16 protein-coding genes and 1 other RNA gene are annotated in these 15,387 nt (G+C 70.5%); 9 read left to right on the plus strand and 8 right to left on the minus strand.

The features are described from left to right. Nucleotides 1-11 precede the first annotated feature (11 nt). The 4 genes from BR31_RS0105145 to BR31_RS0105160 all read left to right on the plus strand — a co-directional run bounded on the left by BR31_RS0105145 (nt 12) and on the right by BR31_RS0105160 (nt 4,359). On the plus strand, nt 12-716 hold the full coding sequence (locus BR31_RS0105145) for a TetR/AcrR family transcriptional regulator C-terminal domain-containing protein (protein ID WP_197023554.1): 705 nt from the start codon (nt 12-14) through the stop codon (nt 714-716). Nucleotides 717-804: 88 nt separating this feature from the next. Beyond that, entirely contained in the window at nt 805-1,542 is a 738-nt protein-coding gene (locus BR31_RS0105150; protein WP_027500025.1) for a zinc ribbon domain-containing protein, read from the plus strand. Further along, on the plus strand, nt 1,539-2,672 hold the full coding sequence (locus tag BR31_RS0105155; protein ID WP_027500026.1) for a bifunctional RNase H/acid phosphatase: 1,134 nt from the start codon (nt 1,539-1,541) through the stop codon (nt 2,670-2,672). Before BR31_RS0105150 ends, BR31_RS0105155 begins: the two co-directional genes overlap by 4 nt. A 292-nt stretch (nt 2,673-2,964) precedes the next feature. After that, nucleotides 2,965-4,359: a dicarboxylate/amino acid:cation symporter gene (locus BR31_RS0105160; RefSeq protein WP_027500027.1), complete on the plus strand. Its 1,395-nt coding sequence runs from the start codon at nt 2,965-2,967 to the stop codon at nt 4,357-4,359. A gap of 85 nt (nt 4,360-4,444) precedes the next feature. Here the strand turns inward: BR31_RS0105160 and BR31_RS0105165 are convergent, their stop codons facing one another. Continuing rightward, nucleotides 4,445-4,915, minus strand: a complete 471-nt coding sequence (locus BR31_RS0105165; protein WP_027500028.1) for a MarR family winged helix-turn-helix transcriptional regulator — start codon at nt 4,913-4,915, stop codon at nt 4,445-4,447. A 97-nt stretch (nt 4,916-5,012) separates the two neighbouring features. Between BR31_RS0105165 and BR31_RS0105170 the strand changes: the two genes are divergently transcribed. Further along, nucleotides 5,013-5,837, plus strand: a complete 825-nt coding sequence (locus tag BR31_RS0105170; protein ID WP_027500029.1) for an NAD(P)H-binding protein — start codon at nt 5,013-5,015, stop codon at nt 5,835-5,837. A 26-nt stretch (nt 5,838-5,863) separates the two neighbouring features. On the opposite strand, the gene BR31_RS0105175 is transcribed toward BR31_RS0105170, so the two are convergent. Both BR31_RS0105175 and BR31_RS0105180 read right to left on the minus strand, forming a co-directional pair. After that, nucleotides 5,864-7,102 (minus strand): SLC13 family permease, encoded by a 1,239-nt coding sequence (locus BR31_RS0105175; protein WP_027500030.1) that lies wholly within the window; start codon nt 7,100-7,102, stop codon nt 5,864-5,866. 23 nt (nt 7,103-7,125) lie between these two features. Beyond that, the gene (locus tag BR31_RS0105180) at nt 7,126-7,650 is read right to left on the minus strand and encodes a DUF1697 domain-containing protein (RefSeq protein ID WP_027500031.1); all 525 of its coding nucleotides are present in this window, start codon (nt 7,648-7,650) and stop codon (nt 7,126-7,128) included. Nucleotides 7,651-7,736: 86 nt separating this feature from the next. Between BR31_RS0105180 and rnpB the strand changes: the two genes are divergently transcribed. The 4 genes from rnpB to BR31_RS0105200 all read left to right on the plus strand — a co-directional run bounded on the left by rnpB (nt 7,737) and on the right by BR31_RS0105200 (nt 10,942). Further along, nucleotides 7,737-8,152, plus strand: an RNA gene (rnpB, locus tag BR31_RS30450) — RNase P RNA component class A. 46 nt (nt 8,153-8,198) lie between these two features. Continuing rightward, on the plus strand, nt 8,199-8,960 hold the full coding sequence (locus BR31_RS32360) for a potassium channel family protein (protein ID WP_051636973.1): 762 nt from the start codon (nt 8,199-8,201) through the stop codon (nt 8,958-8,960). Between the two features lie 325 nt (nt 8,961-9,285). Then, entirely contained in the window at nt 9,286-9,474 is a 189-nt protein-coding gene (locus tag BR31_RS0105195) for a hypothetical protein (RefSeq protein WP_027500032.1), read from the plus strand. A 46-nt stretch (nt 9,475-9,520) separates the two neighbouring features. Further along, a complete protein-coding gene (locus BR31_RS0105200; RefSeq protein WP_027500033.1) occupies nt 9,521-10,942 on the plus strand; it encodes an RNB domain-containing ribonuclease in 1,422 nt (473 codons plus the stop codon). On the opposite strand, the gene BR31_RS27490 is transcribed toward BR31_RS0105200, so the two are convergent. From BR31_RS27490 to BR31_RS0105225, 5 genes are all read right to left on the minus strand, one after another. After that, nucleotides 10,917-11,789: a CHAD domain-containing protein gene (locus BR31_RS27490; protein WP_051636974.1), complete on the minus strand. Its 873-nt coding sequence runs from the start codon at nt 11,787-11,789 to the stop codon at nt 10,917-10,919. The two genes, BR31_RS0105200 and BR31_RS27490, sit on opposite strands and share 26 nt — an antisense overlap. Before the next feature lie 48 nt (nt 11,790-11,837). Continuing rightward, nucleotides 11,838-12,803 (minus strand): prolyl aminopeptidase, encoded by a 966-nt coding sequence (gene pip / locus BR31_RS0105210; protein ID WP_027500034.1) that lies wholly within the window; start codon nt 12,801-12,803, stop codon nt 11,838-11,840. Then, nucleotides 12,800-13,240, minus strand: coding sequence for a hypothetical protein (locus BR31_RS0105215; protein ID WP_027500035.1), 441 nt, complete (start codon nt 13,238-13,240; stop codon nt 12,800-12,802). The genes pip and BR31_RS0105215 overlap by 4 nt, the downstream gene beginning before the upstream one ends. Before the next feature lie 135 nt (nt 13,241-13,375). Continuing rightward, the gene (gene panB, locus BR31_RS0105220) at nt 13,376-14,224 is read right to left on the minus strand and encodes a 3-methyl-2-oxobutanoate hydroxymethyltransferase (protein ID WP_027500036.1); all 849 of its coding nucleotides are present in this window, start codon (nt 14,222-14,224) and stop codon (nt 13,376-13,378) included. Nucleotides 14,225-14,407: 183 nt separating this feature from the next. Further along, on the minus strand, nt 14,408-15,283 hold the full coding sequence (locus BR31_RS0105225; protein ID WP_027500037.1) for a type IV toxin-antitoxin system AbiEi family antitoxin domain-containing protein: 876 nt from the start codon (nt 15,281-15,283) through the stop codon (nt 14,408-14,410). Nucleotides 15,284-15,387: the final 104 nt, after the last annotated feature.

The raw sequence follows: 15,387 nt of genomic DNA on the forward strand, positions 1-15,387 counted from the left end.
GAGGAGAGCAGATGACCAGGGCATTCGAGCTGCTGTGGCGAGACGAGGAACCCGCGCGCCGGGGGCGGCGCCCGAGCCTGAGCGTCCGCGAGGTGGTCGCGGCCGCCGTCGCCATCGCCGATGCGGGTGGGCTCGACGCGGTGTCGCTGCAGCGAGTGGCCGCCGAGTTCGGGTTCACCACGACGTCGCTGTACCGCTACGTCCCCGACAAGGCGACGCTGCTCACGCTGATGCTGGACGAGGCGATCGGCCCGCCGCCCGACCTCGGCGACATCGAGGGCGGCTGGCGGCCGCGGCTGGAGGCGTGGGCGCGCGAGCTCCACCGCCTCTTCGTGCGGCGCCCCTGGGTGCTCGCGTCGACCGGCGACGAGGGGGTGATGGGTCCGAATCAGCTCGGCTGGATGGATTCCGCGCTGCGCGCATTCGCCGAGACCGGGCTGGCGCACCGTGATGTCCACCAACTGTTCCTGCTGCTTCTCGGGCATGTGCGAGGCGTCGCCGGTCAGGCGGCGTTGCCCGACGCGACGGCCGAGCTGTGGCGCGGGGAGTGGCTCGGTTCGGTCACGTCGATCGTCGATCGGCGCCGGGACGACTATCCCGCGCTGATCGACGCCATCGACGGCGGCGCATTCGAGCCGGGAGACGGGGACGGGCTCGAGCTCGGACTGCGGTGCGTCCTCGACGGAATCGAGGTATTCGTCGCGCGGGCGCGGTGACCCTGCGCAGCTGTACTGTCGGCGCCCCGCAGAGCGGTACGGTAGCGGGGCCAATATCCCCACTCAGCACAAGCAGGAGCCCTCCCGAGTGAACGTCGAACCCCGGATTCAGGCCAAGTTGCTCGACCTCGCCGCGGTGGATACCGAGCTGGCCAGGATCGCGCACCGCCGCCGGACGCTGCCCGAGCAGGAAGAGGTGCAGCGCCTCGAGTCCGACCGCGTGGCGCGCAAGGACGCCGCGGTCGCGGTGGAGATCGTCCTCGACGACCTGGATCGGGACATCAAGAAGCTCGAGGGCGAGGTGGACGCCGTCCGTCAGCGCGAGGAGCGCGACCGGAAGCTGCTCCAGAGCGGCACGGTCGGGGCCAAGCAGCTCACCGAGCTGGAGCACGAGCTCGGCAGCCTCGAGCGCAGGCAGTCGATCCTCGAGGACGAGTTGCTCGAGGTGATGGAGCGCCGCGAGGCCTCCCAGTCCGACTACGAGCACGCGGGCGCGCAGCTGAGCCAGATCGACGACGCCCTGATCGACGCCTCCCGTCGCCGCGACGACGCCGCCGCCGATCTCGACGCGGCCGAGCAGCGGTGCGTGGCCGATCGGGCCGCGCTCGAGCCGGAGTTCCCGGCCGACCTGCTGGCCATCTACGACCGTCAGCGGTCGGCGGGCGGCCCCGGCGCCGCGCTGCTGCAGGCCCGCCGGTGTGGCGCCTGCCGGATCGAGATCGACCGCGGCGAGATCTCCCGCATCGCGAAGGCCGACCCCGAGACGCTGATCCGCTGCCCCGAGTGCAACGCGATCATGGTGCGTACCAAGGAATCCGGGCTGTGACCCGGTCCGGGAGCTCCGGGCCCGGACATGTCTTCGTCGAGGCCGACGGCGGGTCACGCGGGAACCCGGGGCCTGCCGGCTACGGCGCTGTCGTCTTCGACTCCGACCACGACCGGGTGCTGGCCGAACGCGGCGAATCCATCGGCATCGCGACCAACAACGTCGCCGAGTACCGGGGGCTGATCGCCGGGCTGACCGCGGCCGCCGAGCTCGGCGCCCGTTCGGTGTCGGTGCGGATGGACTCGAAGCTGGTCGTCGAGCAGATGTCCGGGCGCTGGCAGGTCAAGCACCCGGACATGAAGCCGCTCGCCAGGCAGGCGGGCGAGCTGGCCGCCGGTTTCGACCGGGTGGACTACACCTGGATCCCGCGGGCCGAGAACTCGCACGCCGACGGGCTCGCGAACGAGGCCATGGACGGCAAGCCGACGAACCTGACGGCCCCCGCCCCCGCGGCGGCCGCGGCGGGAAGCGAGAAGCAGGCGCCCGCCCCGGTGTCGCCGGGATGGACGGGCGCGCTGGGCAAGCCGACCAGGATGCTGCTGCTGCGCCACGGGCAGACCGCGCTGTCGGTCGAGCGTCGCTACTCCGGCCGCGGTAATCCCGAGCTGACCGACCTCGGTCTGACGCAGGCCCGCGCGGCCGCGAAGCGGATCGGCGAGCGCGGCGGCATCACGGCGGTCCTGACGTCGCCGCTGGGGCGCGCGCGACAGACCGCCGAGGCGGTCGCCGCCGAGCTCGCCCTGCCGGTCCGGGTCCACGAGGGCCTGATCGAGACGGACTTCGGTGACTGGGAGGGGCTGACCTTCGGGGAGGCGTCCGCTCGCGACCCGGAGCTGCACCGTCGGTGGATCTCCGACACCTCCGTCCGGCCGCCCGGCGGCGAGAGCTTCGACGAGGTGCGAGCGCGCATCGAGCGGGTGCGCGACGAGCTGGTGGCCGAGTTCCCCGGCGCGAACCTGCTGCTGGTCTCGCACGTCACGCCCATCAAGACCCTGCTGCAGATGGCGCTCGATGTCGGGCCGTCCCTGCTCTACCGGCTGCACCTGGACCTGGCCTCGCTGTCCATCGCCGAGTTCTACCCCGACGGCGGCGCCTCGGTGCGCCTGGTCAACGACACCTCGCACCTGTAGTGCGGCTGCGCCGCCCGTGAGTGATCTGTACCCCAATCGGGGTACAAATCGCGCACGGGCGCGCGGCGCGTTTCTTAGCGGGAGTAACATGCTCCGGGTGAACTCGCTGCTGACCAGTCGACGGTATGTCGACAACTGTCTGCAGGCGAGCGCTGTCTGTACGCGCTGACCCATCCGCTTGTGTCACCCGGTCGACGTCTGTCCCGGGTCTGGCCCCCGTCAGCACTCCTCGCGCACCCACGCTGGAACGAGCGTGCCTTCAGCTGCGCACCCTTCACGAAAGGTCCGTCACATGTCGGCCCCCACCCTCACCCGCACCAGGCGTCTGCCCGGTTGGGCAACCTCCTTCGGCCCGCAGATCGTCGCCGGCCTGATCGCAGGCGTCCTCATCGGGCTGCTGGCCCGTTCGATGCCCAAGGCGGACGACGGCAGCGCGAACTGGCTGACCGGCACGGTCACCACCATCGGCTCGAGTTACGTCGCGCTGCTGACAGTCGCGGTGATCCCGCTGGTCTTCACGGCGATCGTCAGCTCCATCGCCAATCTCCGCCAGGTGGCCAACGCCGCCCGTCTCGCCGTCCAGACCCTGCTGTGGTTCGCGATCACCGCGTTCATCGCGGTGCTCATCGGCATCGCGGTCGGGCTGATCACCCAGCCCGGCTCGAACACCTCGGTCAATCCCGACGATGCCGGAGTGCCGAAGGGCTCCGGCTCCTGGTGGGCGTTCGTCACCGGCCTGGTGCCGCAGAACTTCCTCGCGCTCGGTGCGAAGACGACGGTCACCGACGCGGGCGCCGCGACCACGTCGCTGAGCTTCAACGTCCTGCAGCTGCTGGTCATCGCGATCGCGGTCGGGATCGCGGCGCTCAAGGTGGGGAAGAAGGCCGAGCCGTTCCTGGAGCTGAACGCCTCGCTGCTCGCGATCGTGCAGAAGGTGCTCTGGTGGATCATCCGCCTCGCCCCGATCGGGACCGCCGCGCTGATCGCGAAGGCCGTGGCCACCTACGGGTGGGACGCGATCGGTCAGTTGGGTGTGTTCACGCTGGCCGTCTACATCGGCCTGGCCATCGTCTTCTTCGTCGTGTACCCGATTCTCGTTCGCGTGCACGGACTCTCGGTCAAGCAGTTCTTCTCGGGCGTGTGGCCTGCCACCCAGCTCGGGTTCGTGTCCCGGTCCTCGATCGGCACCCTGCCGCTGACCGAGCGGGTCACCGAGCGCAACCTCGGCGTGCCGCGCGAGTACGCGTCGTTCGCGGTGCCGCTCGGCGCGACCACCAAGATGGACGGCTGCGCCGCCATCTACCCGGCCATCGCCGCGATCTTCGTGGCCCAGTTCTACGGCGTCGACCTGAGCCTGACGGACTACCTGCTGATCGTCGTGGTCTCGGTGATCGGTTCGGCCGCCACCGCGGGCACCACCGGTGCCACCGTGATGCTCACGCTGACCCTGTCCACCCTTGGTCTGCCGCTCGCGGGCGTCGGACTGCTGCTGGCCGTCGAGCCGATCGTCGACATGGGCCGCACTGCGCTCAACGTCACCGGGCAGGCGCTGGTCCCGACCATCGTCGCCAAGCGGGAGGGGATCCTCGACGAGGAGCTCTACAACGCGCCGCGCAACGGTGACCCGTTCGCCGAAGAGGATCCCGATCTGCCGCCGTCCGCGGAGAAGGTCCCCGCGACCGTCTGACCGGACCCGCCGGATCGCATCCGACGCGAAGCGCCCCGTCTCCCTGGTGTGGAGGCGGGGCGCTTCGTGATCTCGGGGGACCGTGTCAGGACGCGTCCGGGCTTACGAGGCGCTCCGCCTGTGCCCGCCCGACGGCCCCCGCCCGCTCGAGGTAGTCCGCGATGATCGCCAGCTCCTCGTCGCTGTAGGTCTCCAGCACCGCCCCGAAGGCCTTCCCCGGCACGTCCCAGGCCGCGCCGATCCGCGCCCTGGCCTCGGGGGCCAGCGTGACCAGTGACTTCCTCCGGTCCTGCGGATCGGCGTGGCGTTCCACGAGTCCTGCCTTGGCCATCCGGTCGACAAGGCGGGTCGCCGACCCCGAGGTCAGTCCGGTCAGCCTGGCGATCTCGCCGGTGCTCACCGGGCCCGGCTCGACATCGAGCAGTGCGACGCATTGCAGGTCGGTGGGGTGCAGGCCGAGGTGATCTGCCATCGCCTGGTTGAACAGCGTGTAGTCGGCGTAATGCCGCTGGCTGTCGACGGCGATCTGTTCCAACAACTTTGCACGGGTTGACACCGGGGACCTCCTTGCCTAAATTTATCTGCGTCACGCAGAGAATGCGTCACGCAGAATCTGCGTAGTGCACATAGAGTACTCCAATGAAGGGAACCCCATGACCATCCTCGTCACCGGCAGCCGCGGCGCTGTCGCCCAGCGCCTCATCGCACTCCTCGACGCCAGGGGGCTGCCGCACCGCGCGGCCTCCAGCAACCCGCAGGACCCGTCCACGATCCGCTGCGACCTGACCGACCCCGCCGACTTCGCCGCCGCGCTGGACGGGGTGACCTCGGTCTTCCTCTACGCCGCGGCCCAACAGATCGATGCCTTCATCGCCGCGGCGACGGCGGCGGGCGTCGAGCACGTCGTGCTGCTGTCCTCGTCGTCCGTCCTCGCGCCGGATGCCGCCACCGACATCATGGCCAGGTCTCACCTCGACGTCGAGAACGCCCTGCTGGCGTCGCCGATCCGCACGACGCTGCTCCGCCCCGGCGCGTTCGCGGGCAATGCGCAGGCCTGGGCGTGGCCCATCAGGTCCGGCAGCCCGGTGAGCCTGCCGTACCCCGGCGCCCACAACGACCCGATCCACGAGGCGGACGTGGCCGAGGCCGCGCTGGCCGTGCTCACCGATCCCGGCCTCGCGGGTTGTGCGTACACCCTCTCCGGTGCCGAATCCGTCACCTTCGCCGCGCAGATCGATGTCCTCGAAGATGTCATCGGCAGGCCCATCGCGGTCAACCACGTCACCCGTGACGCCTGGAAGGCCGAGATGGCCGAGTATGTCCCGGCGGACTACGCCGACGCGCTCCTGAAGTTGTGGCAGTCCAACGACGGCACGCCCGTCGAGCTCACGGACGACGTCCGGCTCCTCACCGGCCACGGTCCGCGCAGCTTCGCGACGTGGGCGCAGGATCACGTCGCCGAGTTCGCCGCCTGCTGACCCGACGCGAGTCCTTCGGCAGCGTGTCAGAGCGCCAGCCACAGCGCGGCGACGGCGCCGACGATGGTCAGGGGGGTGCTGATCAGGCCGAGCATCGTGAAGGTGTGCAGCGAAGGCGGCTGCCCACAGCGGGTCGCGACCCGGCGCCACAGCAGCGTTGCCAGGGACCCGGTGTAGGTCAGGTTCGGCCCGAGGTTCACCCCGATCAGCATCGCCAGGAGCAGTCCGGTCGGTGCGCCCGGCCCGAGGGCGCCGATCATCAGGAGGGTGGCCGGCAGATTGTTGACCAGGTTCGCGGCGATCGCGGCGATGGACGCCGTCACCAGCAGGGCCGTGAACGATTCCGAATGCGGCAGCAGGCCACCGACCCAATCGCCGACCGCCCCGTCGGTCAGGGGAGCGACCAGGATCCCGAGCGCGAGGACGAACACCGCGAAATAGGGATCGGCCGCGGCGAGCATCGACCGCGGCCTGGTGCGCCCCTCCTTCATGGCGGGCACCCCGAGAAGGACAACGCCTGCGACCGCGATCCACGCCGGGGCAACCCCGACGATTCCGGACAGCGCGAAGCCGAGCAGGGTCAGACCGAGGACCGTCAGCGCCCAGCGTGGCGGCGGCGCGGGCCGGGTCGGCGTCGAGGGCGGGGCCGGCTGGGGCGGCGCCGCGAGGTCGCGCGCGAAGAAGAGCCGGAACACCACGAACTCCACGGCGATCGCCACGAGCCACGGCAGGGCCATCAGGGAGGCGAAGTGAACAAAGCCGAGGCCTGTCGCCGAGAAGGCCAGCAGGTTCGTCAGATTCGAGACCGGTAGGAGCGTCGACGCCGAGTTGGCCAGGTGCGCCGCGGCGTAGTTCACCGGGCGCGGCGAGACGCCCACCCTCCTCGCGGTCGCCAGGATCGCGGGCGTCAACAGCACCACCGTGGCGTCCAGGCTCAGCACCGCGGTGGTGAGCGCGCAGGCGGCGAACGCCAGTCCCAGCAGCCGCTTCGGGCGACCTCGGCTGCCGCGCCGCAGGACCGACGCGGTCCACGTGAACACGCCGTTCGCGTCCGCGAGGTGGGCGAGCACGAGGATCGCGGCAAGGAACGCCACGGTCGGCCCGAGCGCGCGTACCTCCTCGAGGGCCTCTGTCGGGGTGAGAGCCCCGATGCCGACCACGATCAGGGCGGCGGGAGCGGCGACGGCGACCTCGGGCAGTCCGTGCGGCCGGATGATCGCGGCGGCCAGCACCAGGGCGACGAGGGCGCCGACCAGCCAGACCATTCGGTGAGTACCTCAGCCGACCGTCACAGCAGCTTGCGCAGGGTGCGCAGGTTCCGGTTGGTCGTCGTCGACTTGTACTTGGCCTTGGCGCTGAGCTTTCCGAACGGGCTCTGCAGGGTCTGGCCGCGTTCGACGTGCCAGTACAGGACGCCGTCGCCGAGTGCGACGGCCTCGTCGCCGAGCGCGAGAGACTGTGCGGCGGCGAACATGTCGTCCAGCGACGCCGGGTCGGAGGACAGCAGCACGTACGGGTGCCACCCGTCCCGGTCGGCCTCGAACGGGAACGCCTCGACGATCGCGGCCAGCGTCGGATGGTCCACCAGCACGATCCAGGCGTCGTAGCCGAACCGCTCCCGCAGGCAGGCCTCGATATCGGACTTGATCTCCTGCCGATCGGTGCGGTCGGAGTCGAAAAGCACATTGCCCGAGGCCAATACGGTCTTGACGCCGTCGAATCCGAGCCCGGAGATCGCGTCCTTGAGGTCCGCCATCTTGATGTTGATCCCGCCGACGTTGACGCCCCGGAGCAACGCGATGTATCTGGCCATGGCTAGACCGTAGACAGTCGACGCCGGTCAAACAAGCGTTCGAGTGTCAGAGCCGAGCGTGGCAGGCAGTAGTCTGTAGCGGCGGACGAGTTGGTCGGGCGGCCGCGGCTCGGGGAACCGTGCGCTCGCGCGCGCAGGCCCAGGGCCGAGGAAAGTCCGGACTCCACAGAGCAGGGCGGTTGCTAACGGCAACCCGGGGTGACCCGCGGGACAGTGCCACAGAAAACAGACCGCCGGCGCGCGAGCGTCGGTGAGGGTGAAACGGTGCGGTAAGAGCGCACCAGCACCCCAGGTGACTGGGGTGGCTAGGTAAACCCCGCCCGGAGCAAGGTCGAAGGCCGCACCTTCTCGAAGGTGCGGCTGCGCAGGTGTTCGAGGGCTGCTCGCCCGAGCCTGCGGGTGGACCGCTCGAGGTACCCGGCAACGGTGTGCCCAGATGGATGGTCGCCACCCGGCGCCTCGGCGCCGGGGACAGGATCCGGCTTACAGACCAACTCGTCCGCCCACTTACCGAGAAGGTGTGGGTCGGGAGTCGTTACTCTCTGCCGATGACACTGCTCAAGTCGTCGAGGGACGCCTTCCTCACTGTCGCCTCGCTCGTCTTCCTCGGGGCCTACGCACTCCCGATCCTGGTGGTGGGACTCCCGCCGGGAATGCGACTCCTCTGCGACGTCACGATGATCGTCACGTGGGTCGCCTTCGCGCTCGACTACGGCGACCGACTCGTGCGGGCACGCGAGAAGTGGGACTTCATCAGGGCCAACCTCTTCGAACTGGTGGCGCTGCTGCTCCCGGTGCTGCGTCCGCTGCGCCTGGTGGTGGTGCTGGCCGCGCTCAGCCGCAGCATGGCCGGATCGTTCCGGGGCAGGGTCGGCGCATACGTGGTCGGCGGGGCCGGGCTGCTGGTGTTCTGCGCCGCCCTCGCGGTCCTCGACGCCGAACGGGCCAATCCGGACGCGAACATCACCGGGTTCGGGGACGCGCTCTGGTGGGGGGTGACGACGGTGACCACCGTCGGCTACGGGGATCGGTACCCGACCACGGCGGAGGGCCGGCTGATCGCGTTCGGGCTGATGCTCGGCGGCGTTGCGCTGCTCGGTGTCGTCACCGCGTCCCTGGCGTCCTGGTTCGTCGAACGGGTCGCCGCGGCGCAGGAGGACGGGACGAAGCACGCCACCGACGAGATCCACCGGCTCACCGCGGAGGTCGCCGACCTGAACCGGCGGCTGGCGGAGCAGGCCGCGATGCGCGGGCAGACCCCGGTCGCCGACGGATACAGCTATGCCCCCACCGAATCGGCGGGGGCATAGCCGGTGAAGCCGGACCTAGACCGGGTCGACGACGAAGGTCGTCGCCCAGTGGGTGGCGGCTTCGGCTCCGAGATGCGGGAGGAGGGCATCGTAGAGCAGGTAAGACATGGGGGCCATGCGGGTGATTCTCCATTTCATACGGGTTGAGGCGGAGCAGCGCGGAATCTCTCGAATCCTGGATACGGGTGCGGTGGATGTGACACGCCGTACCCTGCCGCGCGTAAGAGTCTCATGCTTGCGTGCAGTCCTCAAGCGAACTGGCCGAAAAGATTTCGAGTCTTCGGTTCGGATGGTGAGGGTCGCGGGAACCGGGCACACTGAAGACATGAGCGAGGACGAAGAGCACCTCTGGTACTACTGCGTGTCGGACGGTTCGGTGCGTCAGGGCAAGGACGCCCGCGGGCTCGACCGGATGGGTCCCTATCCCGATCGCGAGACCGCCGAGCGGGCGTTGGAGATCGCCGCGGAGCGCAACAGGGCCGCGGACAAGGCCGAGGACGACTGGAACAACTGACGGTCGGCCGCCCGGTCGCCGGGAGCCATTACTCTCGGCAGTTGTGATGACGCGTATCTCAGCCCGCGGGATCGACTTCGGTGCCATCCGGACCGACTTCTCGCTGACCGCCGATTTTCCCCCGAGGGCCGTCGCGGAGGCGGAGTCCGCGGTCGACCGGTTCGCGGCCGAGCGCGCGGACCGAACCGACCTTGCCCTGGTCACCATCGACCCGCCGACGTCCATGGACCTCGACCAGGCCCTGCACCTCGAGCGCACGCCCACCGGGTTCGTCCTGCACTACGCGATCGCCGACGTCGGGGCCGTCGTGATCCCCGGCGGCGACCTGGATGCCGAGGTCCGGCGGCGCGGGCAGACCTTCTACCTGCCGGACGGGTCGCTCCCGCTGCACCCGCGGGTGATGTCCGAGGGCGCCGCCAGCCTGCTACCCGATCTGGTGCGGCCCGCCGCCCTGTGGCGAATCGAGCTCGACGAGCGGGCGGAGCCGGTCTCCGTCGAGGTCACACGCGCCCTGGTGCGTTCGGTCGCACGGTTCGATTACGCGGGGGTGCAGGCGGATTCCGAGTCCGGTTCGTTGCATCCCTCGATCGCGGCGCTGCCCGAGTTCGGCAAGCTGCGACTCGCATCCGCGATCGACCGCGGCGCGATCGAGCTCAAGCTGCCCGAGCAGGAGGTGGTCGGCGACGGCGACGGCTGGCGGCTCGAGCTGCAGCCGCGCACCGAGGCCGACGACTGGAACGCGGAGGTGTCGCTGCTGACCGGGATGTGCGCGGCCCAGCTGATGATCGACGCAGGCATCGGGCTGCTGCGCACGCTGCCGGACCCGGCGCCCGGCGCGGTCGCGGCCCTGCGCACGGCCGCGAGCGCCCTCGGCATGGACTGGCCGGCGCGGGTCCCGGTCGGCGAGTTCCTCGCGGGGCTGGAGCCGAACACGCCCGCCACGCTGGTGATGATGACCGAGGCGACCTCCCTGCTGCGGGGAGCGGGCTACGCCGCGTTCGACGGCGAGGTCCCCGAGCTGGTCACGCATTCCGGGATCGGCGCTCCGTACGCCCACGTCACCGCTCCGCTGCGGCGCCTCTCGGACCGGTTCAGCACCGAGGTGTGCCTGGCGGTCTGCGCGGGAACACCGGTGCCGCAATGGGTTCGCGAGGCCCTGCCCTCCCTGTCGGATCTGATGAGGGGCTCGGACACGGTGGCCAACAAGGTCGACCGCGCCTGTGTGGACCTCACCGAGGCCACCCTGCTCGCCGGCCGCGAGGGCGAGGTGTTCGAGGCGGTGGTGCTGCGCGGGGTGGACGGCAAGCGCGAGGCCGAGGTCTTCGCGCCGCAGGCAACGGTCATCGGCAAGTGCCTCGGCGATCCGCCGGAGGGCGAGGCGGTGTCGGTTCGTCTGGTCCAGGCCGACGTGGCCGAGCGGACGGTGAAGTTCGGCTACCCGGCTACAGCTTCCGGCTCGCAGACCTGATCTTTCGCACCAGCTTTCGCGACCGCGGCACGGCGCGTCGAACCCGGTCGGCCTCGACGGCTGTCAGCACGCCGTAGGTGAAGGTGTCCTCGCCCGCGCCGCGGGCCAGGTCGGCCGCCGCCAGCAGCCGGGAGCGTGCGACCACGGAATCGTGGTGATCGCCGAGCACGGTCTGCAGCTTCTTCGCCGCCTTGCCCGCGCGCACGGGCGAGGGACGAGTGGATGCGGCGGCCTCGGCGGCGTACCGGAGCGCCTTGGCGCGCTTGCGGACCGTGTGCAGGCGCTCCGGCGTCGGTTCGCCGGTGCCTCGTGCGGTGAGTCCCGCCCTTCTCGCCGCCTTGCGCATCCTGCGACTGGCGTGGTTCAGCCCGGACCGGACCGCGTCGTGCCGGTGTGGGGCCGCCGCGAGCAGGGCGTCCAGCGCGGCCAGGAGCGCCTCGTAGCGCGGGCCGTCGAGCGTGGCGACCGCCTCGGTGTGCGCGTCGCGGTAGGCGAGCTCGTTGGTCTCGATCAGGCGGTGGCGGACGGGCCCGCGGATCAGCTCGGGAGGCTGCGCGTCGAGGAGCTCGCGAAACCGTTCGGCCATCACCTCGGCGTCCCTGGCGTTGCCGAGAACCGTACCCAGCCATCGGAGTTCGGCCCGCACGCCGTCGGTGTCACCGTCCGGGAACAGCGACCGGTAGCTGCCGAGCACGCTGCGCAGGCGCCGCGCCGACACCCGCATCTGGTGCACGGAGTCGAACTCGTCGCGGCGCACCTCGTCGGCGTGCGCGTCCAGTTGGTCGGCGTAGTCGCGCAGCGCCGCCAGCACGGCCGTGGTCCCGTCCGATGTGCGCCCCTTGCCCATACCTCAGGTCTACCCGCCCGCGTCCGTCGCTGTCGAGAGTTGCGCGCGTCAGCCGCGAAAGGTGTCGGTCGCCTCGACCAGGTGATGGGTGATCCCCGGTTCGTTGGCGGCGTGCCCGGCGTCGTCGACGATCACCAGCCTGGCCGACGGCCAGGCCCGGTGCAGGGCCCACGCGCTGGTCGTCGGGCACACCACGTCGTACCGGCCCTGCACGATCACCGCCGGGATCGTCTCGATCGCGGCGATGTCCCGGAGCAACTGGCCTTCATCGAGGAATCCGTGATTGCGGAAGTAGTGGTTCTCGATCCGCGCGAACGCCAGGGCGAAGCGCGGCTCCGCGCTCTCCTCGACGCGCGCCGGCCTCGGCAGCAGCGAACTGGTGGCACCCTCCCAGGTGGACCAGGCGACGGCGGCGGCCAGCGCGACGTCGGCGTCGGGGGAGTGCAGCAGGCGGTGGTACGCCTCGACGAGGTCGCCGCCGCGCTCGGCCTCGGGCACCGGGGCGAGGAAGCCCTCCCACAGGTCGGGGTAGATCGCGCTCGCGCCGCCGTTGTAGTACCAGTCGATCTCGCTGCGGCGCAGCAGGAACACCCCGCGCAGCACCAGCTCGGTGACCCGGTCCGGGTTGGCCTGCGCGTAGGCCAACGCCAGCGTCGAACCCCAGGAACCGCCGAAGACCTGCCAGCGCTGCACCCCGAGATGCGTGCGCAGGGCCTCGATGTCGGCGATGAGGTGTTGGGTGGTGTTCACCGACAGGTCCGCGCCGTCCGCGACGTGCGGGGTCGAACGCCCGCAGCCGCGCTGATCGAACAGCACGATCCGGTAGGCGTCGGGGTCGAAGAACCGGCGGTGGTCGGCGGTGGTGCCGCCGCCGGGCCCGCCGTGCAGGAACACGACGGGTTTGCCGTCGGGATTGCCGCTGACCTCCCAGTAGATGCGCTGCCCGTCGCCCACGTCGAGGTGTCCGGCGCGGTGCGGCTCGATCTCGGGGTACAGGGCCCGCATCGGCGTCAGAACCCGATCAGGCCCGATGCCAGGTCCGGGATCCGCAGTGATTCGATGGCCTCGGCGCGCACATCAGGGCACTGCGCCTGGGTGATCGCGTCGATCCGGGCCTTGTTGCCCATCAGTTCGATGACGTTGATTCCGTTCTGGGCGGCCCAGGTGCCGACGACCGTGTTCAGCCCACCCTTGCCGATGGTCGGGGTGTAGGTGCGCCAGCTCTGCAGCTGTGCTTGCATGTCCGAGCACAGCTGGGCGGCCTGCGCCTCGGTGACGCCGCCGGCGACGAGGCCGCCTGGCGCAGGGGCGGCGGAGGTGCCGGGCAGGGTGCCCGTGCCGCCGCTCGGCGCGGGGGCGGGTGCAGGGGCGTTCTCGGTGGCGCAGCCGCTCGCGAGAGCGACGACAGCAGCGGCTCCGGCGACGGCGGCCGCGAGACGACGATGGAACATGTAGGCACCCTGTCTTTCGGTGAAGTGTGTGGCGCGCGCGGGATACCCGCGCGCGCCGTTGTCATCGAGTGTGCCATCGCGCGACGACAACCCGCCCCGCGAGAGGGCGGATCGTCGCCGCGCGTGGAGCCGGCGTCAGAAGCTGTGTTCCTCGGCGGGGAAGGTGCCGGACCGGACCTCGGCGGCGTAGGCGGCCGCCGCGCCGCGCAGTTCGTCGCCGACGGCGGCGAACTTCTTGACGAACTTGGCGGTCTTGCCGCTGGTGTACCCGGCCATGTCCTGCCAGACCAGCACCTGGGCATCGCACTCGGCGCCAGCGCCGATGCCCACGGTCGGGATCGTCAGCTTCCTGGTGACCTGCCCGGCGATCTCGGCGGGCACCATCTCCATGACCACGGAGAACGCGCCGGCCTCCTGCACGGCGATGGCGTCGGCGACGAGCTGCTCGGCGCCGTCGCCGCGGCCCTGCACGCGGAAGCCGCCGAGGCTGTTCACGGACTGCGGGGTGAACCCGATGTGCGCCATCACCGGGATGCCCGCCGCGGTGATCGCGGCGATCTGCGGGGCGACGCGCTCGCCGCCCTCGAGCTTGACCGCGTGGGCCTGGCCGTCCTTCATGAACCGGGTGGCGGTGGCCAGCGCCTGCTCGGGGGAGGACTCGTAGCTGCCGAACGGCAGGTCGGCGACGACGAGGGCGTTCGGAGCGCCGCGGACCACGCCGCGGACCAGGGGGATCAGTTCGTCGATGGTGATCGGCACCGTCGTGTCGTAGCCGTATACGACGTTCGCGGCGGAGTCGCCGACCAGGAGTACCGGGATGCCGGCCTCCTCGAAGAGCCGCGCGGTCGAGTAGTCGTACGCGGTGAGCATCGCCCAGCGCTCACCCTCGGCCTTCATGGCCTGCAGGTGATGGGTGCGGATCTTGGTTCGCTTGGCGGCCGGCTGAGCGGGCGCGGAACCGTAGGGCGCAGTGTTATCGGACATCAGTGTCCCTTTCGTGCCTCGAGGCCCAGTGCGGGTCCCCGGGTTGTGGGTGATGACGTAGCTCAGTCTGCCACCGGCCGATCACCCCGAGAACAGGCGGTGACGTGCAATTGGTCACACTCGCAGTGGTCGGTTGTGGGAAGGATCGGCCCCGCATTCCGGGGCCGATCCTTCCCACATTGGTTACGAGCGGCCCCCGAGTGCCGCGACGATCTGGTGCAGGACGAAATCCGGGTCGTGTCGAAGCTGGTGCCAGGTGAAGCGCAGCACGTGCCAGCCGGCGTTGACCAGGATGTTCTGTCGCCGGGCATCGTTGTTGAACCGGGCCACGTCACGGTGCCAGGCCCACCCGTCTACTTCGATCGCAACGCGGCTGCGCACGAACGCCACGTCGATCTCGTAGCCACAGCTGGTGACGTGGGTACTCCAGCCGGTCAGCTCCGAGCCCCGCAGCAACCGCATCAGCATTCGCTCGGCTTCCGACGCGCCACCCTCGCCTGCCGAGCGGAGCAGTCGGGTGGCCGCGGTGGTGCCGAACCGTCCGCTGTTTCGCTCGTGCACTGCCTCCAGGATCGCGAGGGTCGTGTGCCGCTGCAGCGCTCGGTCCATCAATACCGATCCGTCCCGGAGCTCGACGGCGGCCTCGAGGACGGTCAGCGGGAGCTCAGTGATACGCAGGCCGCGAACTGTGCCGATATCGCTCCAGTGCAGGTCGCGTCGCCGGACGCGGATCCGATCCCGGTTCTTGACGGCACGGGCGCGAGGGATCGTGACGAGGTCGTCGGCGGGAGGTCGGTCGGTGAGACCGAGCCACCAGGCCGCGCTGGTTCCGCTCGCCACGGCGTCCGGTCCGGCGGCGAACACCGACGCGCGCAACCGCGCGGCCCGAGTCAGCTGCCTGTCGGACCGTAGGTAGATGCCCCGGTGCAGACGACGCCACTGCCCGGTGCTCACCCGGCGGTCGACGGCGGTCGCGCTCATTCCCGCCGACCGCGCCTGATCCAAGGTGATGACGCCGTCTTGATGTGCCATCAGGGCGTGCACGGCGATCGGAGTCATGTCGTCTTGGACGTCGGCCGGACCGCCTCGCGTTCCAACCGACGCGCAGTTCGGCAGGATCTGCCCCGGAATACGGGGTCAACCCTGCCGAAAGAGCGCGGACC

It is taken from the genome of Rhodococcus sp. UNC363MFTsu5.1 (assembly GCF_000686785.1).
Lineage (GTDB): Bacteria > Actinomycetota > Actinomycetes > Mycobacteriales > Mycobacteriaceae > Rhodococcus_G > Rhodococcus_G maanshanensis.